The 23,746-nt window shown below is 65.2% G+C and carries 13 protein-coding genes; 4 read left to right on the forward strand and 9 right to left on the reverse strand.

The window, feature by feature from the left end; translation table 11 throughout:
• Window positions 1-17: 17 nt before the first annotated feature.
• The 6 genes from C0V75_RS10130 to tpa form a co-directional block, all read right to left on the reverse strand.
• On the reverse strand, window positions 18-2,789 hold the full coding sequence (locus C0V75_RS10130) for a molybdopterin-dependent oxidoreductase (RefSeq protein ID WP_101920835.1): 2,772 nt from the start codon (window positions 2,787-2,789) through the stop codon (window positions 18-20).
• Window positions 2,789-3,931 carry an acetate/propionate family kinase gene (locus C0V75_RS10135; RefSeq protein WP_101920836.1) on the reverse strand — a complete coding sequence of 381 codons (1,143 nt, stop codon included), beginning with the start codon at window positions 3,929-3,931 and terminating at the stop codon, window positions 2,789-2,791. The genes C0V75_RS10130 and C0V75_RS10135 overlap by 1 nt, the downstream gene beginning before the upstream one ends.
• Window positions 3,931-4,671, reverse strand: coding sequence for a sulfite exporter TauE/SafE family protein (locus tag C0V75_RS10140; RefSeq protein ID WP_101920837.1), 741 nt, complete (start codon window positions 4,669-4,671; stop codon window positions 3,931-3,933). Before C0V75_RS10140 ends, C0V75_RS10135 begins: the two co-directional genes overlap by 1 nt.
• On the reverse strand, window positions 4,671-6,446 hold the full coding sequence (xsc, locus tag C0V75_RS10145; RefSeq protein WP_101920838.1) for a sulfoacetaldehyde acetyltransferase: 1,776 nt from the start codon (window positions 6,444-6,446) through the stop codon (window positions 4,671-4,673). The genes C0V75_RS10140 and xsc overlap by 1 nt, the downstream gene beginning before the upstream one ends.
• 364 nt (window positions 6,447-6,810) lie before the next feature.
• A complete protein-coding gene (locus tag C0V75_RS10150; RefSeq protein ID WP_101920839.1) occupies window positions 6,811-8,271 on the reverse strand; it encodes a PLP-dependent aminotransferase family protein in 1,461 nt (486 codons plus the stop codon).
• A 276-nt stretch (window positions 8,272-8,547) separates the two neighbouring features.
• A complete protein-coding gene (gene tpa, locus C0V75_RS10155; RefSeq protein WP_101920840.1) occupies window positions 8,548-9,930 on the reverse strand; it encodes a hypotaurine--pyruvate aminotransferase Tpa in 1,383 nt (460 codons plus the stop codon).
• 519 nt (window positions 9,931-10,449) lie between these two features.
• Here tpa and C0V75_RS10160 point away from each other — a divergent pair.
• The 3 genes from C0V75_RS10160 (at window position 10,450) to C0V75_RS10170 (ending at window position 13,485) form a co-directional block, all read left to right on the forward strand.
• Window positions 10,450-11,523 carry a DUF475 domain-containing protein gene (locus tag C0V75_RS10160; RefSeq protein WP_101920841.1) on the forward strand — a complete coding sequence of 358 codons (1,074 nt, stop codon included), beginning with the start codon at window positions 10,450-10,452 and terminating at the stop codon, window positions 11,521-11,523.
• 118 nt (window positions 11,524-11,641) lie between these two features.
• Window positions 11,642-12,427 (forward strand): ThuA domain-containing protein, encoded by a 786-nt coding sequence (locus C0V75_RS10165; RefSeq protein ID WP_101920842.1) that lies wholly within the window; start codon window positions 11,642-11,644, stop codon window positions 12,425-12,427.
• A complete protein-coding gene (locus C0V75_RS10170; RefSeq protein ID WP_101920843.1) occupies window positions 12,427-13,485 on the forward strand; it encodes a Gfo/Idh/MocA family protein in 1,059 nt (352 codons plus the stop codon). The genes C0V75_RS10165 and C0V75_RS10170 overlap by 1 nt, the downstream gene beginning before the upstream one ends.
• Before the next feature lie 34 nt (window positions 13,486-13,519).
• On the opposite strand, the gene C0V75_RS10175 is transcribed toward C0V75_RS10170, so the two are convergent.
• Window positions 13,520-15,259 carry a hypothetical protein gene (locus tag C0V75_RS10175; protein ID WP_101920844.1) on the reverse strand — a complete coding sequence of 580 codons (1,740 nt, stop codon included), beginning with the start codon at window positions 15,257-15,259 and terminating at the stop codon, window positions 13,520-13,522.
• A gap of 159 nt (window positions 15,260-15,418) precedes the next feature.
• On the opposite strand from C0V75_RS10175, the gene C0V75_RS10180 reads away from it, so the two are divergent.
• Window positions 15,419-16,522 (forward strand): mandelate racemase/muconate lactonizing enzyme family protein, encoded by a 1,104-nt coding sequence (locus tag C0V75_RS10180; protein ID WP_101920845.1) that lies wholly within the window; start codon window positions 15,419-15,421, stop codon window positions 16,520-16,522.
• 75 nt (window positions 16,523-16,597) lie between these two features.
• Here C0V75_RS10180 and C0V75_RS10185 read toward each other — a convergent pair whose 3' ends face one another.
• Both C0V75_RS10185 and C0V75_RS10190 read right to left on the reverse strand, forming a co-directional pair.
• Window positions 16,598-16,777 carry a hypothetical protein gene (locus tag C0V75_RS10185; protein WP_101920846.1) on the reverse strand — a complete coding sequence of 60 codons (180 nt, stop codon included), beginning with the start codon at window positions 16,775-16,777 and terminating at the stop codon, window positions 16,598-16,600.
• 77 nt (window positions 16,778-16,854) lie between these two features.
• Window positions 16,855-23,634 carry a peroxidase family protein gene (locus C0V75_RS10190; RefSeq protein ID WP_101920847.1) on the reverse strand — a complete coding sequence of 2,260 codons (6,780 nt, stop codon included), beginning with the start codon at window positions 23,632-23,634 and terminating at the stop codon, window positions 16,855-16,857.
• Between the last annotated feature and the right edge of the window lie 112 nt (window positions 23,635-23,746).

Genomic DNA, 23,746 nt, shown 5'->3' on the forward strand with positions numbered 1-23,746 from the left:
ATTTTGTCTCTCCCCCCTCATGCCCGCGCCCTCCCCTTCGGCACCACTCGCGGCAGCATGTCAAAGGCGGGCTCCGCCCACTCTTGCGGCCCAACCCGCTCCACCCGCACCCGCAGGTCGAACCACGCCGCCTGTCCTGTCACGGGGTCCGAATTCGACACCCGCCCCTCGCCCGGCAGCAGTTCCGAAATCAGATGGTTCAGCAGGAACCCCTGATTGGCCTCCGGCGCCGCTTCGTCCAGCGCCCAGGCCCCCCGCCGTTTCCCAATCGCGTTCCAGGTCCAGACCGTATCGGGGTTCAGCGCCGCCATATGCGCCACCGGCACCACGATCTCGCCCGTGGGGGAGGTCACCCGCGCATAATCCCCTTCCGCAAACCCCTCCGCCTCCCAGATCTTCGACGGCAGGTAGAGGTAATTCTTCCCATGGATCTGCCGCAGCCAGGCATTCTGCGACCCCCAGCTATGATACATCGCCATCGGCCGCTGCGTGATCGCATGCACCGGAAAGCCCTCTGCCGCCGCCTCGCCAAAGGGCGGATACCAGATGGGCAAAGGGTCCATCGCGACCTTCAACCGTTCCCGCAGATGCTCGGGCGGTTGCAGGAAGCCATGCCCCTCCGCCGCAAGCTGGAACTTCCGCATCGGCTCGGACCAGATGGAAAACAGATAGGGCTGGGGCGTTTCATAGAAGGACGTCGCCACCGCCCAATCCTGATAGGCCGCATTCCAGGGTTTGTAATACTGCGCCCCCTCCGGAACATGGGCCTGATAAAATCCGCCATTCTCGATATAGCGCGCAAGCTGATCCGGGTTCGCCTCACCCCGCCCCTCGCTCTGCCCATCCGCGCCCCGGAACCCGATCAGCGGCCCCACACCGGGCCGGCGGATATGGTTCACCATGTAATCGGCGTAATCCCTGAACTTCGCCGTTCCATCCAGGTTCGTCATCCCCGGCAGGCCCAGCCTCACCCCAAGGTCCAGAAGCACCGACTGGAACCCCCGCACATCCCTGTCCGGCTCCACCACCGGCCAGCGGATCGCATCCCCCGCCGCATCCGGCTCGGAAATCGGGCGGTCCAGCAGCGAAATGCAATCATGCCGCTCCAGATAGGTCGTGTCGGGCAGGATCAGATCGGCATAGGCCACCATCTCCGACGCATAGGCATCGGAATAGATGATGCGCGGGATGACATACTCCCCGTCCTCCCCCTTATCCGTCAGCATCTCCATGACGCGGGCCGAATTCATCGACGAATTCCACGACATGTTCGCCATGTAGAGGAACAGCGTATCCACCTTGTAGGGATCGCCCGCATGGGCATTGGGGATGACCATATGCATCAACCCATGCGCGCTGAACGGGTTGTCCCAGGTGAAGCCCTTGTCGATCCGCCAGGGGCTGCCATCCTCCTTCAGCGCCAGGTTCTCCGGCCCCCGGACATAGCCCAGATGCGGCCCGCTCAGGGGTTTCCCCGGCGCCGCCACGAAATGCGGCGTGGGATGCGCCTCCACGGGCTTCGGATAAGGCGGCTTCAGCCGATACCCACCGGGAACCTCCACCGTCCCCAGCAGGATCTGCAACAGATGCAGCGCGCGCGCCGTCTGAAACCCGTTGGAATGGGCCGAAATCCCCCGCATCGCATGGAAACTCACCGGCCGCCCGGTCATGGACGCATGACGGTCCCCCCGGAAATCCACCCATTCCACCGGCAGTTCAAAGGCCTCATCAAAAGCCACCCGCGCCAGTTCTGCCGCCAGCCCACGTATCCGCCCCGCAGGCACGCCGCAGCGATCCGCCACCGCCTCCGGCGCATAGTCCTCCGCCAGATAGCGCTCCGCCATATGCTGGAACACCGTCCGATGCCCCTGCCACACCGCCCCCAGGTCCGGCTGCACCCCCGCCCCGTCCCAGGGCGCAGGCATCCCCGTGCGGCGATCAATCACAAAAGGCTGGCTCTCCGCATTCTTCAGGATCAGCCCCTTCTCCGGGCCTTCCGCCTCATTCACCAGAAGCGGCGCATTGGTCCAGCGGGCGAGGTAATCCAGATCAATCTTCCCCGCCTGCAGCAGGCAATGGATCAGCGACAGGATCAGCAGCCCATCCGTCCCCGGCGTGATCCCCAGCCATTCATCGGCAACCGCATTATACCCCGTCCGCACCGGGTTCACCCCGATGACCTTCGCCCCCCGCGCCTTCAGCTTGCCGATCCCGATCTTGATCGGATTGCTGTCATGATCCTCCGCCACCCCGAACAGGACGAACAGCTTCGTATGCGCCCAGTCCGGCTGCCCGAATTCCCAGAACGCCCCGCCGATCGTGTAAATCCCCGCCGCCGCCATGTTGACGGAACAGAACCCCCCATGCGCCGCATAGTTCGGCGTGCCGAACTGCTGCGCCCACCATCCGGTGAAACTCTGGCTCTGATCCCGCCCGGTGAAGAAGGCCAGCTTCTCCGGCGCCTCCTCTCGCAGCGGCTTCAACCACGACACCGCCGTCGCCAAAGCCTCTTCCCAGGAAATCTCCTCGAAGGCCCCCGATCCCCGCGGCCCCACCCGCCGCAGCGGCGCGCGCAACCGGCTCGGCGCCGTCACCTGCATGATGCCGCTCGCCCCCTTGGCGCAGAGCACGCCCTTGTTCACCGGATGGTCGCGGTTCCCCTCGATATAGGTCACCTTCCCGCTCGTCAGATGCACATTGATCCCGCAGCGGCAGGCACACATGTAGCAGGTGGTCTTGCGCACCTCGTCCGAAACTTTCGGCGATGTCTCCACCCTCGGCTGACCCATCACGCCCCCCCCGCCATCAGATGCATGGCCTCCATCGCAATCTGACGCTCTTCCTCCGCCGCGACTATCCAGACAGCGACATCCGCGCCTTGCGGATGCAGAACCCCCGCCCCCGCCGCATTCGCGCCCGCGTCAAAGCGCACCCCGGCAAAGGCCAGCCCCCGCAAAATCTCCGCCCGCACGGCCGCATCATTCTCCCCGATCCCGCCCGTGAAGGCGACCGCGTCCAGCCCCCCCATCGCCGCGATCAGGCTGCCCCCATGCCGCACCGCCCAATAGCAGAAATGCGCGATGGCAAAGCGCGCCTCCGCCGTCCCCGCCCGCGCCAATTCCCGCATGTCCGACGCGCCGCCCAGACCCAGAAGCCCGCTCTCCCGGTTCAGGATATGCGCCGCCCCCGCCACCCCATGCACCTCGGCCAGTCTCAGAACGGCATTCCCGTCCATCCCCCCGGCCCGCGTCCCCATCGTCAGCCCATCCAGCGGCGAATAGCCCATCGTCGTCGCCACCGACCGCCCCTTCACGATCCCGCAAGCCGATGCCCCATTGCCTAAATGGAACGCAAGCAGCCGCTCAGGCACCGATCCAGATCCTATTTCTTGCACTTTTCGAACAAGTGACGCGTAACTGATCCCGTGAAACCCATAGCGCCGCAGGCCCAGCGCTTCTGCCTCCGCAGGGATCGCATAGCGCGCCGCCACCTCCGGCACCGTCGCATGAAAGGCCGTGTCGAAACTCGCATATTGCGGCAGGTCCGGCACCAGCGCCGCCAGCGCCCGCATCCCCGTCAGGTTCGCCGGATTGTGCAAAGGCGCCAGCGGCACGCAGGCCTCCACCTCCGCCAGCACCGCCTCCGTCACCCGGCACGGCGCCACCAGCCCCGCCCCGCCATGCACCACCCGATGCGCCGCCGCCCGCAGGGAGGCCACCGGAACCCCCGCCTCCTCCATCCCCTCGAAGATGAGCGCCAGCGCCGCCGCATGGCTCCCCACCACCCGCGCGCCGACCAAAGGCCCTGCCTCCACCCGCGCCCGCGCCCCGCCGATCTCGGTCACCCGCCCCGCAAGGACCTCGCCCAGCCCCGCGTCAAACACTGCCACCTTCAGCGACGAAGACCCCGCATTGACGACCAGCACCGCCATCACATCACCGCCTTCACCAGCCCCATCCCCGCCAGCCCCGCCAAGAGCAGGATGGCAAAGCGGCGGAAATCCTGCGGATCGGTGGCCAGGAAATGCCGACTGCCCAGCCAGTTCCCCAAGAACGTCAAAGGCAGCGCAATCAGCGACGCCCACAGCGTGTCCCAGGTCACCAGCCCCGCATACCAGTAAAGCGGCGCGGAATAGAGGTCCAACAAAGGGAAATAGGCGATCAACGTCGCCCGGAACACCGCCGCCCGCATCGGCTGCGCGGCAAAGAAGGCCGCTACCGGCAGCCCCCCCATCCCCGGCGCATTGGCCAGCCCCGACACGAACCCCATGCCCAGGTTCGAACCGCCCCGCGCCTCGCGCGCCATCCGCCATCCGGCCAGCAGCACCAGACACATGACAAGGACATAGGCCGAAATCACCGCCCGCGCCGCATCCTCCGATATCCCCGTCAGCAGCCACAGGCCCAAGGGCAGCCCCACCGCCGCCCCCGCCAGCATCAGCCCCACCCGCCGCCAATCCACATCCGCCGCGATCCCCCGCGCCGCCTGCACGCTCATCGCCGTTTCAAGGATCACCACCACCGCCACCATGTTCAGCGGGTTCATCACAAGGGATGAGGCCGCAATCACCATGGCCGAATAGCCGAAGCCCGAATAGCCCCGGATGAAGGCCGCGCCCAGAACCGCGACCGCCATCCAGACTGTCCCGACAAGGGACAGATCAAAGGGCATCAGACTTCCTGCGGGCGCATATCCGCCTTGCTGATCCCCGCCACTGCGACGGGCTTCTTCATCGCATCGCGCCGGAAGGGCTCGCCCAGTTCCTGATTGATCAGCGCCTCGATCAGCGTCGTCTTGCCATGGGTCATCTGATCCTCAACCGCCTTGGCCAGCGCGTCGCGCAACTGCTCCATCGTCTTGGCCTGCACGCCCTGCAACCCGCAGGCCCGCGCGATCCCGGCATAAGACACCTGCGTATCCAGCTCGGTGCCCACGAAATTGTCGTCATACCACAGGGTCGAATTCCGCTTCTCCGCGCCCCATTGATAGTTGCGGAAGACCACCATCGTCACCGCAGGCCATTCCGGCCGCCCGATGGCCGTCAGTTCCGTCACCGCGATGCCAAAGGCCCCGTCCCCTGCAAAGCCCACCACCGGCACATCCGGGCAGGCGATCTTCGCCCCCACGATGGAGGGCAGACCATAGCCACAGGGGCCGAACAGGCCAGGTGCCAGATATTTCCGCCCTGCCTCGAAGGTCGGATAGGCATTGCCGATGGCGCAGTTGTTCCCGATATCCGACGAAATGATCGCCTCCTTCGGCAGCGCCGACTGGATCGCCCGCCAGGCCATGCGCGGGCTCATCCAATCCGGCTTCGCCGCCCGCGCGCGTTCGTTCCAGCTCGTGCCGGGATCGTCATCCTCATGGTCCATGCTGGCCAATTGCTGCGCCCAGCGGCTCTTCGTCGTGGCGATAAGGTCAAGCCGCGCCTGCCGCCCCGCCTCCCCGGCAGATGCCGACAGCTTCGCCAGGATGCCCTCGGCCACCTTTTTCGCATCCCCCACGATGCCCACCGTCACCCGCTTCGTCAGCCCGATCCGCGCCGGGTTGATATCCACCTGGATGATCTTGGCCTCCTTGGGCCAGTAATCCAGCCCATAGCCCGGCAGGGTGGAAAACGGATTGAGCCGCGTCCCCAGCGCCAGCACCACATCGGCGCGGCTGATCAGCTCCATCCCGGCCTTGCTGCCATTATAGCCCAAAGGCCCGGCAAAGAGCGGATGGCTCCCCGGAAAGGCGTCATTGTGCTGATAGCCCACGCAGACCGGGGCCGACAGCCGCTCCGCCAGCGCCATCGACGCCGGGATCGCCCCCCCGATCACCACCCCCGCCCCGTTCAGGATCACCGGGAACTTGGCCGCGGACAGCAGCGCCGCCGCCTCCGCCATCGCCGCCTCGCCCCCCGAGGGCCGCTCGAACTCCACCACGGCGGGCAGGTCGATGTCGATGACCTGCGTGAAGTAATCCCGCGGCATGTTGATCTGCGCCGGGGCCGAATGGCGCTTGGCATTCAGGATCACGCGGTTCAGCACTTCCGCCACGCGGTTCGGATCGCGCACCTCCTCCTGATAGCAGACCATGTCCTTGAACAGGGCCATCTGCTCCACTTCCTGAAACCCGCCCTGCCCGATCGTCCGGTTCGCCGCCTGCGGCGTCACCAGCAACAGCGGCGTATGGTTCCAATAGGCCGTCTTCACCGCCGTCACGAAATTGGTGATGCCGGGGCCGTTCTGCGCGATCATCATGCAGATGCGTCCGCTGGCGCGGGTGAAGCCATCCGCCATCATCCCGCCCGATCCTTCATGCGCGCAGTCCCAGAAGGTGATGCCCGCCTTGGGAAACAGGTCCGAAATCGGCATGAAGGCCGACCCGATGATCCCGAAAGCATTGTCGATGCCATGCATCTGCAACACCTTCACGAAAGCCTCTTCCGTCGTCATGCGCATGCGCCGTCTCCCTCACAATTCCGTCCGGCCCCGCAAGGCCGCTTTCCCCTTCTTCTACCCCCGCGCCGCACCGCAGGCTTAGGGCCAGAAGAAAAGGCCGCTTAAGTCCAGTTGCCCCTCCTGCCCCCTCGCCCCGCAACCTCCCATTAAGGTTAACGCCCCCTGACCCCACCGCGCGTGGCCACAGTCTGCGGCACAGAAAACGGCACAGAACAGGGCACGGCCCCGGCGGCCGGAACCCATGGATAAACCCAACGCCCGCAATACCTTGCAGAACGCCCCTCACACTTTCTGTCGAAAAACATCCTCGGGGGGTCCGGGGGGCGAAGCGCCCCCGGTCCAAGGCCAGACACCCGCGCGCCCGTCACCCCTCCCGCATCGCCTTCGCCACCAGCGCAATGCCTTCGGGGATCTTCGCCACCGGGATCGAACTATAGGCCAGCCGATAGAAATTCCGCCGCTCCGTGCCGGGGTGAAAGAACACCCGCCCCGGCTCGATCAGCACGCCCTCCCGCCGCAGCCGCAGGGCCAGCGCCTCGGTATCCACAGCCTCCGCCGCCTCCATCCAGAAGGACGACCCGCCAAATCCCCCCTGCCCCGCAACCCGCAGCCCATGCAGGGAAATCGCCTCCTCCATCGCCTTCCGCCGCTTGGCGAAAGCGGCCTTCATCCGGTTCACCAGCGCATCGTAATGTCCCAGCGAAAGGAAATGCGCCGCCGTCCGCTGCAACTGCCCCGGCGGATGGCGCAGCACCTGCGCCCGCAGCGCCCTTGCCTCGCGGATGAACGGCTCCGGCCCCACCAGCCAGCCCAGCCGCAGCCCCGGAAAGATCGACTTGGAGAAAGACCCCGCATGCACCACCCGCCCCCCGGAATCGAGGCTCTTGATCGAGGGGGAGACAGGCGTCAGAAAACTCATCTCGAACTCGTAATCATCCTCCACCACAAGGAAATTCCGCTCCTCCGCCGCCCTGAGCAGCGCCGTCCGCCGCGCCACCGGCATGGTCGCATTGGTCGGGCTCTGATGGCTCGCCGTGGTAAAGACCACATCCACCCCCTGGGGCAGCGCCTCCACCACCAGCCCCCCCTCATCCACCGCCACCGGCGTCACCCGCGCCCCCGCCTGCGCCACCATCGCGCGGAACCCCGGATAGCCGGGGTTCTCCACCACCGCATGCCCCCCGGGCCGCAGCAGGACCTGCGCCGCCAGCCACAGCGCATTCTGCGCCCCCATCGTGACCAGCACCTCGGAAGGCCGCGCCTCGATCCCCCGGCGCGGCAGGATGTTGCGCAGGAGGTACTCGATCAGCAGCGGATCATCCCGCTCATAGCGATCCGCCGTCAGCGTCTCGAACTCCCGCCGCCCCAGCGATTGCAGCGCGCAAAGCCGCCAGTTCTGATGGTCGAACAGCGCCGGATCCGCCTGCCCGTAGATGAAGGGATAGGGATAGGCCCGCCAATCCTCGGGCCGCTCCACCCGCTCCATCCGGGAAAACCGCCCCGCGCAAAGCGCCTCCCAATCCACCGTCCCCGCCGCCCGTGGCGCAGGGCGAAACTCCGGCTGCACCGGCACGCCGTCGCTGACGAAATAGCCAGACCGCCCCCGCGCCGTCAGGTAATCCGCCGCCACCAGTTCCGTATAGGCCAGCGTCACGGTGATCCGGCTCACCCCCAGATGCGCCGCAAGGCCCCGGGATGAGGGCATCTTCTCCCCCGTCCGGAACCGCCCCGTCAGGATGCCATCCGCCACCATCGCCCGGATGCGCTGCTGAAGCGTCCCGCCCCCGCCCTCGGCCAGATAGAAACGCTCCACCGGTATCGCCATCTGGACCTATCCCCCATCCAATCTGGCCATAAGGCGCGCCCCTCCTGCAGGCGTCAAGCCCGGTGGAACCGCTGCCGGGGGACTGTCTGCCCCCCACGGCCCTGCGGGCCTCCCCCCGAGAGTGTTTTTCCCAAGATTAAGACCCTGTCGCTTCATCTTGGCCCAAATACTCAAGAAAAACCTGAGCCGGAGCGCGTCCGCGCGCAGGCGAGGCAAAAGGAATGCGCGGCCCCTTCTTCAGGGGCCGCGCGCATTAACCTTAACGCCGCGTGAGGATCAGCCGAAGACGCGGGTCAGCGCGCCGTCGATGGCCCCGGTGATATGGTCGATGTCATCCTTCGTGGCGATCAGCGCCGGCGAGAGGCAGAGCGTGTTGTTCAGCCCCGGCAGGCTGCGGTTCGTGGCCCCGATGATCACGCCCTGCGCCATGCAATCGGCCACCACCGCCTGCACCTTCTTCTCGTCGGCCGGTTCCTTGGTCGCGCGATCCGCCACCAGTTCCGCGCCAAGGAACAGCCCCTTGCCGCGCACATCGCCGATGACCTTGTGCTTCTCCATCAGCGCCGCAAGGTTCGACAGGCAATAGTCGCCCATCTTCACCGTGTTCTCCAGAAGACCCTCGCGCTCGATGATGTTCATGTTCTCCAGCGCCGCCGCAGGCCCGCTGGTGCAGCCCCCGAAGGTCGAGATGTCGCGGAAATAGCTCATCGGATCGGTCGGATCGTCCTTGAACATCTCGAAGACCCGCTCGGTCGTCACCGTGCAGGAAATCGCCGCATAGCCCGAGGCGACGCCCTTCGCCATGGTCACGAAATCGGGCTGGATGCCGTAATGCTGGTATCCGAACCAGGTCCCCGTCCGGCCCACGCCGCAGACGACCTCGTCAATCGCCAGCAGGATGTCGTATTTCTTGCAGATCTCCTGCACCCGCTCCCAATAGCCCTTCGGCGGCACGATCACGCCGCCCCCCGCCGTCACGGGTTCGAGGATCAGGCAGCCCACGGTATCCGGGCCCTCGCGCAGGATCACCTCTTCGATGGCATCCGCCGCGCGCTCGCCATAGTTCTCCACATCCCATTGCTTGCGATACTCAAGGCAATGCGGCACCCGGACAAAGCCATCCGGGAAAGGCCCGTATTGCATCGCCCGCTGGTCCTGCCCCGCCGAGGCAAGCGCCGCGATGGTCGTGCCGTGATAGTCGCGGTCACGATAGAGGATCTTCCACTTCTTGCCGCCATGGTGCCGATGCGCGATCTGGCGCACCATCTTGTAGACCTTCTCATTCGCCTCGGAGCCCGAGTTCGAATAATAGACCCGCGTCATCCCCGGCATCTTCTCGATCAGACGCTGGGCAAAGATCGCGCCCGGCACGGACCCCGCCGCGCCCGCGAAATAGTTCATCTTGATGAGCTGGTCGCGCACCGCATTGGCGATGCTCTCGCGGCCATAGCCGACATTCACCGTCCAGACACCGCCAGAGACCGCATCAATATGCTCCTTCCCCTTGGCATCCCAGACCTTCATCCCCTTGCCTTCGACGATCACGCGGGGATCGACGCCGGTGTCATACTGCTTGTGCTGGCTCAGGTGATGCCAGACATGGGCGCGGTCGGCCTCGACCACTTCGGAAATGTCGTTGAACCGGTCCAACCCTTCCATGGGCGCGTCCTTTCCTGAAATGCGGCAAGCCCCCGGCGCAGGCGGGGGCGATCCCTTGCATCATCCCCTACCACGGCCCGCACCGATAGGGCCAGAGGGCAAGTCGCCATAAGGCCAGATGGCCGCGACTCACCCCCGGCATGGATTGGTTAACACCAGATCGCCGCGCGCTCCGTGACCACAGTTTGCGGCACAGAACACGGCACAGATCCCGGCACAGGGTCCACCGCCCCTTTGCGACCGTTACTCCAGCGTTCGCAAGGGGTTAGGCGGTGCGGGAAGAAATCGTTTGATTTTCATATGCGAAACCGTATGAACAACCCCAGCCGCCCCGCATCTCGGAGGCTGGCGAAACCCTGGTGACCGGGCCCCTCTGGCGAAAGTCCTGCGACGCTTTCGCGATGTCGGCACTGTGGAGCAACAGTCGCAAGGACCTGACCGACCCGCAGGATCGACCCGACGCATACCCGCGCCGCGCCCCGCCCGTCTGCCATCTCCGCCTCGGCAAGGGATATACCCATGACCACCCCTTCGGCACAGAAATCGACGCTGCAATACTTCACCTGGGCTTTTATCGTCACGGCTGCGGGCCTCGCGCTTGGCGCATGGCTGGGCTGGTCAAGCACCGGCACCCTCTCGGGCATGGCCTCGATCTTCTTCATCTGCTGCGTCCTCGCGGTGCTTGAAATCTCGCTCTCCTTCGACAACGCCATCGTGAATGCCAACAAACTCAAGGACATGCGCCCCGAATGGCAGCGCGCCTTCCTGACCTGGGGCATCCTGATCGCGGTTTTCGGGATGCGGATCGTCTTCCCGCTCCTGATCGTGGTGCTGGCCGCCAATATCGGCCCCTGGCAGGCGGTCGTCCTCGCCTCCACCCAGCCCGAGGAATACAGCCGCATCATGCATGAGGCGCATCTTCCCATCGCGGCCTTCGGGGGCGCCTTCCTGATGATGGTGGGCCTGACCTATTTCTTCGATGCCGAAAAAGACGTGCATTGGGTCCGCTGGCTGGAGGAGAAGGTCGCCGCGACCGCCACCATCCGCGGGATCGAGGTGGGCGTCGTCCTGATCACCATCCTCGTCTTCTCGAAATTCCTGCAAGGTGCTGAATCCACGGCCTTTGTCTCTTCCGCCATCTACGGCCTCGTCACCTTCCTCGTGGTCGAGACGCTGGGCGGCCTGCTGGACAAGTCGCAGGAAACCATGTCGGCGGCGGCCAAGGGCGGCCTCGGCGCCTTCCTCTATCTCGAAGTGCTCGACGCCTCCTTCTCCTTCGACGGGGTGATCGGCGCTTTTGCCTTGTCGAACAACCTCTTCGTCATCGCCATCGGCCTTGGCATCGGGGCGATGTATGTCCGCTCCATGACCATCATGCTGGTCGAAAAGGGTACGCTCGCCCAGTACCGCTTTCTGGAACATGGCGCCTTCTACGCCATCCTGATCCTGTCGGTGATCATGTTCTGCCAGACCCTGGTCCATATCCCCGAGGTCATCACCGGCCTTGGCGGCGCGATGCTGATCGGCCTGTCGCTCTGGTCCTCGATCCGCTGGAACAGGACCAATGGCGGCGTGGCGCTCGACCCGCGCTGAGCGGGCCCGAGGGCAGGCGCTCAAAGCGATTTGAGCGTCTCGCCCCGGCGAATCCTTGACAGGCCCGCATCTGCGCCCCTACCCCTCCCAAAGCGCTTTCAAACCTTGGGAGGGGTCCATGTCCATCCGCGTCACCGTCTGGGGCGAGAATGTTCACGAACGCAAGAACCGCATCGTGGCGGATCTCTACCCCGACGGCATGCATGCCACCATCGCCACGGCGCTGAACCGCGATCCCGATGTGACGGCCACCACCGTCACCCTTCAGGACCCCGACCACGGCCTGACCCCCGAACGGCTGGCGCAGACCGATGTCCTCATCTGGTGGGGCCATGCCGCCCATGGCGAGGTGCAGGATCACATCGTCGATCGTGTCTGCGATGCCGTCTGGTCCGGTATGGGCGCGATCTTCCTGCATTCCGCCCATTTTTCCAAACCTTTCAAGCGGTTGATGGGCAGCCCCTGCAACCTGACCTGGCGTGAGGCGGGCGAACGCGAACGGCTCTGGCTCACCTCCCGCAACCACCCCATCGCCGCGGGCCTGCCCGACAGTTTCGAACTGGAACACGAGGAAATGTATGGCGAACCCTTCGGCGTGCCCGAACCGATGGAAACCGTCTTCGTCTCCTGGTTCCAGGGCGGTGAAGTCTTCCGTTCCGGCCTGACCTACAAGCGCGGCGCGGGCAACATCTTCTACTTCCGCCCCGGCCATGAAACCTACCCGACCTATCATGACGCCAATGTCCAGCGCGTGATCCTGAACGCGGTGAAATGGGCGCATAACCCTGCCGCCCGTCTGGCCGATCCCAATGCCGCCCCGAATGTCCCGGTCGAGGTCGCGCCCGAACCGATCACCGAACGCGGCCCCCGCCTGCATCAGGCCGGCGAAGAAGGCTTCCGCTGATGCCCCGCACCATCCGCCTCCTCATTCTCGGCACTGGAGGAATGGCCGCCAACCACGCGGAACATTTCGCAAAAATTCCGGGCGTGCAGCTTGTGGCGGGCGTCGATACCCGCACCGAACAGCTTGGCCAGTTCTGCGACCGTTTCGCCATTCCTCACCGCTTCACCCGCCTTGATGATGCGCTGGCCTGGGGTCAGTTCGATGCGGTGACCAATGTCACCCCCGATGCCGCCCACCACTCGACCACCCTGCCGCTTCTGGCGGCGGGCAAGCATGTCCTCTGCGAAAAGCCCCTCGCCACCACCGCCGCCCATGCCGCGGAAATGGCCGAGGCCGCCGCCCGCGCGGGCGTCATCGCCATGGTCAATCTCAGCTATCGCAACGTCCCCGCCCTTCAGAAAGCCGCCCGGATGGTGGCCGACGGCGCCCTCGGCCCCATCCGGCATCTGGAGGCCTCCTATCTGCAAAGCTGGCTCGTCCAGCCGGCATGGGGCCCCTGGGACCAGCAGGCGCAATGGCTCTGGCGGCTGTCCACCGCGCATGGATCAAAGGGCGTGCTGGGTGATGTCGGCATCCATATCCTCGATTTCGCAACCTTCGCCGCAGGGCTCGACGTGGCCGATCTGTCCTGCCGCCTTGCCACTTTCGACAAGGCCCCCGGCGACCGGATCGGCGACTATGTCCTTGATGCCAATGACAGTGCCACGATCCAGCTCCGCCTTACGAACGGCGCGCTCGGCACCGTCACCGCCACCCGCTTTGCCACCGGGCACCTGAATGACCTGCGCCTCCGGCTGCATGGCGACAAGGGCGCGCTCGATGTGGCCTTCGAAAAGGGGAAAAGCCGCCTCACCGCCTGCCTGCCCCCCGATCTCGAAAGCGGCACATGGCGGCGCATCCCCTGCCCGCCCGTCCCCACCGTCTATCGCCGCTTCATCGCCGCGATCCGGGGGCAAGGCCCCGCCATCCCCGATTTCGCCCGCGCCGCGCGCCTGCAACAGATTCTCGACCGGGCCGAGGCCTCCCATGCCGAAGGGGCCCGCGCGCTGCCAGTCTGACCTCAGGCCAGTCTGACCTCAGGCCAGTCTGACCTCAGGCCATCCCCAGCAGGAACAGCAGCGGCACCACCGCCAGCATCATCCCCAACGCGTCGCCCCCGCCGAAGTCGAAATCATCGTCATCCTCTGCCCCGGCCCCATCCGGCATCGGCACAAGGGGAAGGTCATCCCCGTCCCCCTCCCCATCATCATCATCGCCCGGCCCCACCGCCGCGGCGTCAAGCATCACGATATCCCCGTCGCTGAACCCTGCGATCTCGGCCAGCCCGGCATCGGTCTTGGCAAAGGCCACGCGCACCACCTCGCCGGGCACGGAAAACGCGATCTGCACCCCGTCAGCCACCTGCCGCACCACAGCCGCCTGCCGTTCGCCCAGCGCGAAACTCCGCCCCTCGGCGCTTTCATCCACGTCGGGATTGTCGGGAATGTCAAACCGCGCCATCCAGTCGTCGGGAACGGCAGCGCGAAGCGAATCCGCCGCCACCTGCCGATAGGTCGTTCCCAGTCCCGGCAGTTCCAGCTTCACCCCGGCGGGCACCACCTCATCCGCCGCAAGGAACACCACCAGCTTGTCGTCATTCTCGAATCCATAGGCCCAGACGGCCTCCCCGGCCGCATTCGGCGCCCCGAAGTCCAGCGCCCGCGTCCCGCCCACGCTTTCGGCCATCATGTCCAGCATCCGCTGGCCGATGAAGTCCTGCGGCACCCCGTTGATATCGTTGAACGAAGTCCGCCCCGGATGGATCACGTCGGTCCCATAGACCGCCGCATGCGTCATCCCCTCGGCCCCGTATTCCGTCAGCATCTCCAGGATCAGGCGCGGATGCTCCGCCCCGTAATCACGCGCCGCCATGGCCTGCTGCCAGAAATTCTCAAACGCGGTCGTGGTCCGGCCCTCCAGATCCACATCTCCCGGCCCCAGCGACCCGCCCGCCGCCGCATCCGCCGCCAGAAAATCCCGCAACGCCTCGTCCCGCGTATAGGACCCCACGCCCCAGGAACTCAGAAACAGCCCCGGCCCCTCCTGCCCCAGCGCCGCAAGCTCCGCCCGCCAGGCCTCCATCACCTGCTGCACATCGTCCAGGCGTCCGTCGATCCCCTCCGCCTCCAGGGCGAAACGGCGATGGATGACATGATCCACCTCGCGCAAGGAGGCCTCGGACAGGCCCGCCCTGACCTCGGCATCTTCGCCAGGCGTCCGCCCCGCCTGCACGGCAATGTCCAGGTCCATCCCCGTCGTGTTCACCGCAGGATCGGCCAGCGCCGCCGAAATCTCCTGCACGAAGATCTCCGCCATCGCCCCGTATTGCTGCGCCGCCAGCGCCGGATCGGGAAAACTGGTATAGAACTCGCTGCCCACCTCAAGGATCAGCCGCTCCGGCGCAGGCCCATAGGCCCCGCCCAGCAGATCGCCCAGAAAAGCTTGCAGATCACTGCGCAGCGCCGCAGCCTCGCCCAGATAGCGCAGCGAGGGCAGCACCACCGCCAGCCCCGCCCCCCGCGCCACCGCCTCGGCCATCATCTCCCCCAGATCGGGGCGCGGCAGGGCCGGGTTGAACAGGCCCGGATATTCCATCCCATAGCGGTCGGGATGCATCTCGGCCAGAAACCCGCCCGGCCAGACCAACAGCCCGACCTGCTGATCGGCAAGCTGCGCCTCGAACCGGTCAAAGGACCGAAAGCCGGTATAGAGATAGCCGAACATCTCGGGGCCCCAGAGGGCACCACCGGCCACGGGTGCCGAAGCGCCCAGATCGAAAGTCATGGCCGTCATGCGCCGCCTCTTGGTCCGCCGTGCAGGGGTCTTGCCCCTTCCCCTTGCGAAAACCGTGCCGCCCGCCTCGCGCCAAAACCGCGCGCCCGCCTGTCGCCGCCGGAACAGACCGGCTTTCCCCGCCCCGCTTCACTGCGACCTGCCAGACAGGAGCCGCCCATGCGCATCACCCGCCTTGAAACCTTCGGAAACGAATTCCTCGCCTTCGTCCGCGTCACCGCCGAAGACGGCCTGACGGGCTGGGGTCAGGTCTCCACCTACAATGCCGACATCACCGCGCAGGTCTTCCACCGCCAGATCGCGCCCCATGCCCTCGGCACCGATGCCACCGACTTTGCCGACACCCTCGCCCTCATCGGGGAACGCGAACACAAATATCCCGGTTCCTACCTGCGCCGCGCCATGGCGGGCCTCGATACCGCGCTCTGGGACATGCAGGGCAAGCGCCTGAGTCAGCCCGTCGTCGCCCTGCTCGGCGGCACACCGGGCCGCCTGCGGGCCTATGCCTCCTCCATGAAGCGCGACATCACTCCGGAAGACGAGGCCGCCCGCTTCCGCGCCCTGCGCGACACGAAGGGCTTCACCGCCTTCAAATGGCGTGTGGGCCGCGAATGCGGCCGCGACCAGGACGAATGGCCTGGCCGGACCGAGGCGGTCATTCCCACCGTCTCCCGCGCGCTCGGCGACGGGATCGACAAGCTGGTCGATGCCAATTCCTGCTATTCCCCCGCCCGCGCCATCGAAGTGGGCAAGCGGTTGCAGGACGAAGGCATCGGCCATTTCGAGGAACCCTGCCCCTATTGGGAATATGACCAGACCGCCGAGGTGCGCGCCGCGCTCGATCTCGACGTGACGGGGGGCGAACAGGATTGCGAATTCGCAAGCTGGGCGCTGATGATCGCCCGGCGCTCGGTCGATGTGCTGCAACCCGATGTGATGTACATGGGCGGCATCACCCGCACGCTGGAAGTCGCCCGCATGGGCGCGGCGGCGGGCCTGCCCGTCACGCCTCATGCCGCCAACCTCAGCCTCGTCACCATGTGCACCATGCACCTGCTCAAGGCCCTGCCCAATGCCGGGCGCTATCTCGAACTCTCCATCGAAGGCCCCGACTACTATCCATGGCAGGAGGGGCTCTTTCTCGGCGATCCCTACCGGGTGGAGGATGGCCATGTCACCGTCCCCGACGCGCCCGGCTGGGGGGTGGACATCAACCCCGACTGGCTGTCACGGGCGACATGGCAGGAAACCGCGCTCACCTGACGGGCGCGGAAGACGGCAGGAAAAAGGGGCCGGGCTCCGCCATCGCGATGCCCGGCCCCATCTGTCTTGTCCTTTTCACTGCAAGGGTTTGCCCAGTCGCATCTCCAGCAGCGCCACGAATTTCTCGCGGAATTCCGGGCGGCCCGAAAGGATCGTCATCACCTCGTTCGCGCCCCAATCCTTCACATCCACCTGGCCGGTTTTGGCCCATTGTCCGATCAGGATCTGAAGTTCAGTCAGTTCACGGTCATACATTTTCTGTCTTTGCCACGTCGCCGGACGTGATCCGGCGCTGCGCCCCCGGCCGGTATCCCGGCCGGGGGCGTGTTTCATCAGAAGGAGAAGGACGAGCTGTCGAGGGTATGCGCCCCGCGCAGCGTGAGCGAGAAGTCGGCATCCGCATCGCCGTCGGTGAAGCCGTCGATGATCGTATCGACCCCATCCGCCGTCGCCACTTCGCGGATCACCAGGCTGCCCGCCGCCGTGGTGCCCTGGCCGGCCAGCGTGAAGGCCTGGTTGCCAGTCGTGCCCACCATCGCGTCGATCCCCGACAGGTCGATCCGGTCGCCCGGCTGGAAGTCGGTGATCACGTCGCCATCCGCCGCGCCGGCCGAGGCGAAGACGAAGACATCCTGCCCGTCGCCGCCCGTCAGCACGTTGATCGACAGGGACGCCTTGATCACGTCATTGCCCATCCCGCCGGTGGCGTTCTCGATGCCGACCAGATGGTCGGTCACGCCGCCGATGCGCGCCGTCCCGATCGCCGTATAGGCCCCGAGGTCGATCACCGCAGCTTCCGTCAGCGCCGATAGGTCGAGCGTATCGCTGCCCGCCCCGCCAAAGAGCATGTCCGCCCCGTCGCCGGACTGCGCCAGGAACACATCGTCCCCTTCGCCGCCCAGCAGGACATCGCGCCCTGCGCCGCCTTCGATCGTGTCGCCACCCGAGCCGCCGACGCCGACATCATTGCCGCCATTGCCCAGCACGATATCCGCCCCGCCCTTGCCGAGCAGCGCATCGCCCTGCTCGCCGCCGACGATCACGTCATCGCCCGCATCGCCGACCATGACACCCGCCGAAGAGCCCGGCATCAGCACCACACCCTCGACAACCGGCGCCGTCGTCCCGCCGCCCGTGCCGGAGCCGGAGCCCGAACCCGGATTGTCATCATCGTAATCTTCGTCATCCGATGCCGGAGCCAGCGTCGGCAGCGCCGACATCGACCCCGTGAAGGTCACCGAATGCGTGCCGTTCGACATGGTCACGGTGCCGTTGCCATTGGACGTCGGCACATAGCTTGCCGGGTCCACGCCCGCCGGAACCTCGATCACATCCTGCGGCCGCAGCGTGCCGACCACCGTGTCCACACCTCCCGCCGAGCGGAAGACGATCCGGTGCGCCGAACCGAGAGACGAGATGTCCACCGTGTCGTTCCCGACATCGCCATTGATCGTGATGGTCGAGAAGTTGAGGCTGGTCGTCGTGAAGTCGCCGATGATCTGAACAGTATCGCCGCCAATCGCGCCCCCATTCGGGGTGCCGTTGCCGTCATTGGCCGTGACATTGCCGTTGCCGTTGATCACGATCTCTTCGATCTCGGCCAGTTGCGCGATGACGTTCGCCTGGCCCGGCGTCAGCCCACCGTTACGGGTGATCACGATTTCTGCGCCCGATGCCACCGTCCGTCCGCCACCCAGCGCGAGCCAGGCCGTGGCCGTGTAGATGCGGAACGTCTCAGGCAAGCCGTTGCCGTTGATCTGGAAGGTGTCACCCAGCGCGCCCTCGGTTCCGCCGTTGATGACGTCGGTACCATCCGTGGGACCCACAACAACGGTTCCACTGCGCCAGATGATGGTATCATCGCCAGCCCCTGCGTTGACAATGTCATCGCCAGCCCCGGCCGTGATCACGTCATCGCCCGCCGTCCCCGTCACGGTCTGGCTGCCGACACCGGTCGTGATCGTGGTCCCCACAGCCTGCGTCGCCGCCGAAGTCACGGTTTCGACTGTCCCCTCACCATCGGTGAAGGTCACCTTGGCCCGCAGTTGCAGACCCGCCTGCGCCGCAAGGGGCGTGAAGGTCGCCGCCGTCGCACCGGCAATCGGTGTCCAGGTCACGCCATTGGCAGAGGATTCCCAGGCAAAGGTCAGCGGCGTCGTGGCCGGGTTGAAGCCGTTCGCATCGGCGATGGCCAGCGCGCTTGCGGTCAGCACCTGCCCCGTCTGGGGCGTGGTATCGCTGATCGTCAGGGCACCGGTCGGCGCGACGTTGGAGTCCACCACCGCCGTCGTCGCCGCAGAGAAGAGCGTCTCCAGCGTGCCGAACCCATCGACAAAGCTGACTTCCAGCCGCAACTGCGTGCCGACCTGTGCCTGCGAGGGCTGATAGGTCGCTGCGGTCGCCCCGGCGATATCCGTCCAGGTCAGGCCATCCGTCGAGGATTGCCACTGGAAGGCAAAGGTGCCCAGACCATTCTCATCCGCGATCGAAGTCAGATCGGCGGTAAGCACCTGGTTCTCCGTCGGCGTCGTGTCGCTGATCACCGGCGCCCCCGTTGCCGGGATCGGTACCGGCGGGTTGCCGCCTTCATCGGCGTTGGAATAGACCGTCTCGATGACGCCATCGGCATCCTTGAACCGCGCAACCGCACGGATCGCCAGACCCTCCTCCGCCGCCGAAACCGTGTAGCTCGCGCCGATCACCGGGGCGAATTCATCCGCCACGATCCGCAGGATGTCGGTGAAGACACCGCTGCCAGCCGCCGTTTCGACCTGCCAGGTGAACTCGACCCCGGCCGCGATGGCGCCTGTCGGATTTTCCACCGTCCGGTTGTCGCGGTCCGTGACCAGGGCCGTCGAAGCCACCAGCACCTGACCCGCCACCCCGACAGGCGCACCATTCAGGACCGGCGCACCATTGGCGGTAACCGAAACCCGGCCCTCGGCGATGGAGTTTTCATGCTCCGCGATCTTGATCGTGCCATCGGCAAAGAGGACGCGTTCGATGTTCTTCACGCGGTCCACGCCATCCGTGCCACCGGCACGCGTGTCGGTGATCGTGATCCAGCCGTCGCCATCCGTATCGGTGGCCACGCCGGTCAGTTCGTTGAAGCCTTCCACCGTGTAATCGGCCAGATTGCCCGAATACTCGGCCACGTCCACGTCGCCGACCTGCTGACCATTCGCGATTTCCCGATAGATGCTCAGCTCGCTCGCCTTGATCTCGCCGGTGAACATCTTGTCCTTGATCGCCGACATGCCCGACACGAAGTAGGACGGAGAGCCGTCGCTGGGCGTCACCAGGATCTTGGCGTTGATATAGCGGTCACCGTCGATCAGGTCATTGCCGCCCCGGCCTTCGATGATGTCGCTGCCGCGGCCACCCAGGATGATATTGCCCGAGCTGAAGCGGATTTCGCCAGCCTCATTGACATTGGTCAGGAAGGCATCCAGCCCGTTCACAAGCTGGACGTTGATGTCCATCAGCGCATGATCCGCCGTCAGATCGGTCTGGTCGTCGCCCCGCAGGATATCGGAATTCGCCGAACCCGACAGCGCCTCGGTTTGCGAGTAGCGGTCAAGAACCGTCGCCGGAGAGGCAGCCACGGCAGGCGGAGCGAAGAGCCGGTTCATCATGTCGGCCAGCACACCTTCCGGCGTATTGGCATGGCTGGCCCAGTCGAACCCAAGCTGACCGAAGTACTTGTTGGTGCCGCTGCCGCTGATCATGATGTCGTCGCCGGTTTCGGCGTCGAAGTCGTCATTGCCGCTGCCGCCGATCAGGACGTCATGGCCGACAATCGGGCTGTCCACGCTGCGCTTGACCGGCAGGCCCTGCACGAGGTCGCCATTGTCGCCCAGCAGCAGGTTGTTGGCTCCACCGGCTTCCAGCCAGTCATTGCCTTCGCCGCCCATGATCATGCCGCCGCCGACGCTGCCATGGCCAAAGTCATCGTCCTGACCCAGCAGCATTTCGTCGAAGTCGGGGCCGCCCCAGACAAAGTCCTTGCCCGTGTCGGTGATGATCAGGTTGAAGCCCTGACCCGCATTCACCACGTCATCGCCTGCGCCGGAGCGGACTTCATCATCGCCGAACTCGTCCGTGATGATGTCGTTGCCTGCACCGCCGAAGTGGAAGTCATTGCCTTCGCCGCCTTCCATGCGGTCATTGCCACCGTCACCCCAGAAGGTGTCGTCGCCCTTGCCGCCGATCAGGATGTCGTCGCCCTCGGTGCCGCCCAACACCACATGTTCGGCCCCGGTAAAGCGGACATAGTCCAAGGTTCCATCGCCGTCCGTATCGCGACGGATGACCTTGGGCAGGATCGACTGAAGGATGAGATCGCCCCCCCCCGTCGGGTCCGCGCTGCCAAGCCCGGCATTGAACTGCTTCGTCTGATCGACCTCGATGTAGAAGTCGGGGGTCGAGAAGACATCGCCCGGAAGGTGCGTCGCGGTCGTGTTCCGGTGGATCATGTCGGAGAACTTGTTGTTTTCCAACTGTGCCGTCAGGTTCAGGTTCGCAAGGCGGTTCAGGTAGTAGAACCGGTCCGCATCCTGAAGCGCCTCAAGCTGCACCTCGAAGACGAAGTTGAAGGTCGATCCCAGCATCCCGCCGAAGACCATCTTCTTCTCGGCCAGACCACCGATCCAGAAGTCCACGTTGTTCAGGCCGCCGAGGCTTCCCCCGGCCCAGTCCCCCGTCGCATTCAGGAATTCGAGCCGGTCAACGGGCGAGGCATCGCTTGCGAAGACGATGTTGGCTGCCGCCTCCCGCTTCGCTTCCAGGGTCGTCGCGGCGAGGATGGTCTCATGGGTGCCATAGGCCGCGATGAAGTTGATGATCGAGACCGGGTTCTTCAGGTTCAGCGCGAAGTCGAACCAGCTTTCATAGGGCTTGATCTGGCTGTCCTGCGACCCTGCAAAGAACTGCTTCCGCGCCTCGTTCAGCGACGGCACGCCAGTTTCGCGGCCACGGGCGATGTTGATCGCCGCAAGGTCAAGAGGCAGGCCGACAAGGTTGTTGCGCAGGGCTTCGGTCACGAATTCGTCGATCTCGTTGCCGCGCTGGCGAGTCATGCCGCGCGCCAGGGCGCCAGCCGCTTCTTCGGCATCAATCCCGCTGGTTGCGAACTCAACCGGGTTCAGGAAGGCCGAGATCAGGTCGATATGGTCCGGATTGTAGTCCGCATCATAGCGGTCCACGCTTTCATTCAGCATGGAATGGCCAAAGCGATAGACGGTATGGGCGAATTCGCCAAGGATGGCGGGGTCAAGCTCGCCGTCATAGTTGACGAAGACGTTCACGAAGGGCTGCACCTTCCGGGCGAACTCTTCAAAGACGAGGTGCTGATACTGCATCTCGGTGACGAACTTGGCCGACTGGAACAGCCGCGCCCCGTTCCAGGCAAGCGACTCGATCGTGGCCGCAGCCAGGTCCCCTGCCGCGCTCAGCGGCGTGGCCAGCCATTCGTTCAGGAAGGTCGTCGCAGCGACGATGTCGCCCGTGCCATCAAGAATGGCCTGCGCATCGGCAAGAAGGATATCCTTCATCAGCTCGACCTGACGGTTGTGCTCGGAATGGAACACATGGTGCACCGCGGTCAGGGCGATGTTCTCGTTGGCACGGCCGTCGCCGGCGATGTAGTGCCGGTCAAGCAACTCGTCGTCATAGGTGCCTGCTTCCTGACGGTCCGACGCCACGCTGAATTCAGTGTTGCCATCCGCGGTTTCGCCCGCATCCGGGTTCGCGTTATGGGCGATGTCGTCAAGGAAGGCCACGCCGGCAGAAACCGCACCCACCGTGTCCACGGGTTCGGCAAGGTTGCCTTCGATCAGAACCCGCTGACCATCCACGATCTTGACGATCTGCGGCAGACCATTCGCCCCCGGAATGAAGTTGCCATAGGGATCAGTGGCCAGCAGCGGCACGGAATGGACGTTCATGTCGTCCAGCCGGATCCCGAAAAGGTTCAATGCCTGCGCCTTCACATCGGCCCAGGTCGCCATCCCGCCACCGGACTCGGTGTTCCCGTTCAGCAGCCGCCCGGTCGAAACCAGCACGCCGTCAACAACGTCGTATTCACGCAGGAAGGCCTGATGCGACGGATGCGAGGTATAGGTCTGGTTCTGATCGACGAAGGGCGTGACCTTGTTCACCGCTTCCCCGTTCTCGGTCAGCGTCGCACGCGTCACCACCATGAAATTGGTGTTCGGCGTCAACGGGTTGTAAAGCGGGTCATCCGGCTGGAGCGGGATATAGACCGTCCCGAAACCGCCCTTCTGCACCAGATCGAGGCCATGGTCGAAGAACTGGCCGAAGATCGTCATCCACGAGTTGAAGGGGGCAGACAGCCCCTCATCCGGCGCGACGTTCGGCACGACGATCGTCAGTTTGGCCAGATCGCCGGAGGTGCTCGCCTCATAGGCCAATCCCGCCGTGTCCAGCGCGGACATGATATCCGCTTCCAGGGTCGCGGCATTGGTCGCATCGCCAAGCTCGACAGCCTGCTTGTAGGCCGAGAACAGTTCCTGGATGGCGGCCGCATCGGTATAGGGATCTTCGCTGCCCGCCACCTGGAAGGCCGAAATCAGGACCGCCGGGTTGTTCATCGTCTGATCGACGATCAGGTTGGAAATGATCCGCGGATCGGCATCGACGACATCGCCGGCCTGGATGGCACGCGGCCCCAGCGTCGGGTCATTCGGAAAGCGGATCGCATAGTCGTTGTTGTTCAGATAGGTCGCGGGAAGATCGCTCCCGTCCGGGCCAAGCCCGTTGTTCAGCGGGATATAGCCCGCCGGAACGCCCGGGAAGCCGAAATCGACCGGCTGGAAATCGGGCCCGAGGATCGGCGGACCGAAGCGCATCCCGTCATCGCCCTCGTTGACCCAGGTCGGTGTCGTCGCACGGGGAAATTCCTGCCCGGCCGACCCATAGGTGCCCTGCCCGGTCCCGAGGTTGTTGTTGCTGCCATCCACGCGCCGCAGACCCCAGGGGAGTTCCGAAGTCGGAAGATAGGTCCCCAGGATCTGCTCGCCGCGCGCATCGGCCTCAGCGATCTTGATCTGCTGAAGGATGAATTCGAGGTCATTCCTATTAACAGTAACCATGGCGTACGCCTCTTTCCTGAATTGCAATGAAGCCGGCGGCACGGTGCGAACCGGAATGATTTACATTCGCAAGTTGGGGATGCCCCTACAAACGTCGATGGTCCAACGTATC

The organism is Tabrizicola sp. TH137 (assembly GCF_002855575.1).
In the GTDB taxonomy this organism is placed as follows: domain Bacteria; phylum Pseudomonadota; class Alphaproteobacteria; order Rhodobacterales; family Rhodobacteraceae; genus Paragemmobacter.

Bases quoted from the DNA above. Each gene is read 5' to 3' on its own strand.
- tpa (WP_101920840.1), bottom strand. From the start codon at position 9,930: ATGGAAGGGTTGGACCGGTTCAACGACATTTCCGAAGTGGTCGAGGCC.
- C0V75_RS10180 (WP_101920845.1), top strand. From the start codon at position 15,419: ATGCGCATCACCCGCCTTGAAACCTTCGGAAACGAATTCCTCGCCTTC.
- C0V75_RS10130 (WP_101920835.1), bottom strand. From the start codon at position 2,789: ATGGGTCAGCCGAGGGTGGAGACATCGCCGAAAGTTTCGGACGAGGTG.
- C0V75_RS10135 (WP_101920836.1), bottom strand. From the start codon at position 3,931: ATGGCGGTGCTGGTCGTCAATGCGGGGTCTTCGTCGCTGAAGGTGGCA.
- C0V75_RS10190 (WP_101920847.1), bottom strand. From the start codon at position 23,634: ATGGTTACTGTTAATAGGAATGACCTCGAATTCATCCTTCAGCAGATC.
- C0V75_RS10150 (WP_101920839.1), bottom strand. From the start codon at position 8,271: ATGGCGATACCGGTGGAGCGTTTCTATCTGGCCGAGGGCGGGGGCGGG.
- C0V75_RS10175 (WP_101920844.1), bottom strand. From the start codon at position 15,259: ATGACGGCCATGACTTTCGATCTGGGCGCTTCGGCACCCGTGGCCGGT.
- C0V75_RS10185 (WP_101920846.1), bottom strand. From the start codon at position 16,777: ATGTATGACCGTGAACTGACTGAACTTCAGATCCTGATCGGACAATGG.
- C0V75_RS10165 (WP_101920842.1), top strand. From the start codon at position 11,642: ATGTCCATCCGCGTCACCGTCTGGGGCGAGAATGTTCACGAACGCAAG.
- C0V75_RS10170 (WP_101920843.1), top strand. From the start codon at position 12,427: ATGCCCCGCACCATCCGCCTCCTCATTCTCGGCACTGGAGGAATGGCC.
- C0V75_RS10140 (WP_101920837.1), bottom strand. From the start codon at position 4,671: ATGCCCTTTGATCTGTCCCTTGTCGGGACAGTCTGGATGGCGGTCGCG.
- C0V75_RS10160 (WP_101920841.1), top strand. From the start codon at position 10,450: ATGACCACCCCTTCGGCACAGAAATCGACGCTGCAATACTTCACCTGG.
- xsc (WP_101920838.1), bottom strand. From the start codon at position 6,446: ATGCGCATGACGACGGAAGAGGCTTTCGTGAAGGTGTTGCAGATGCAT.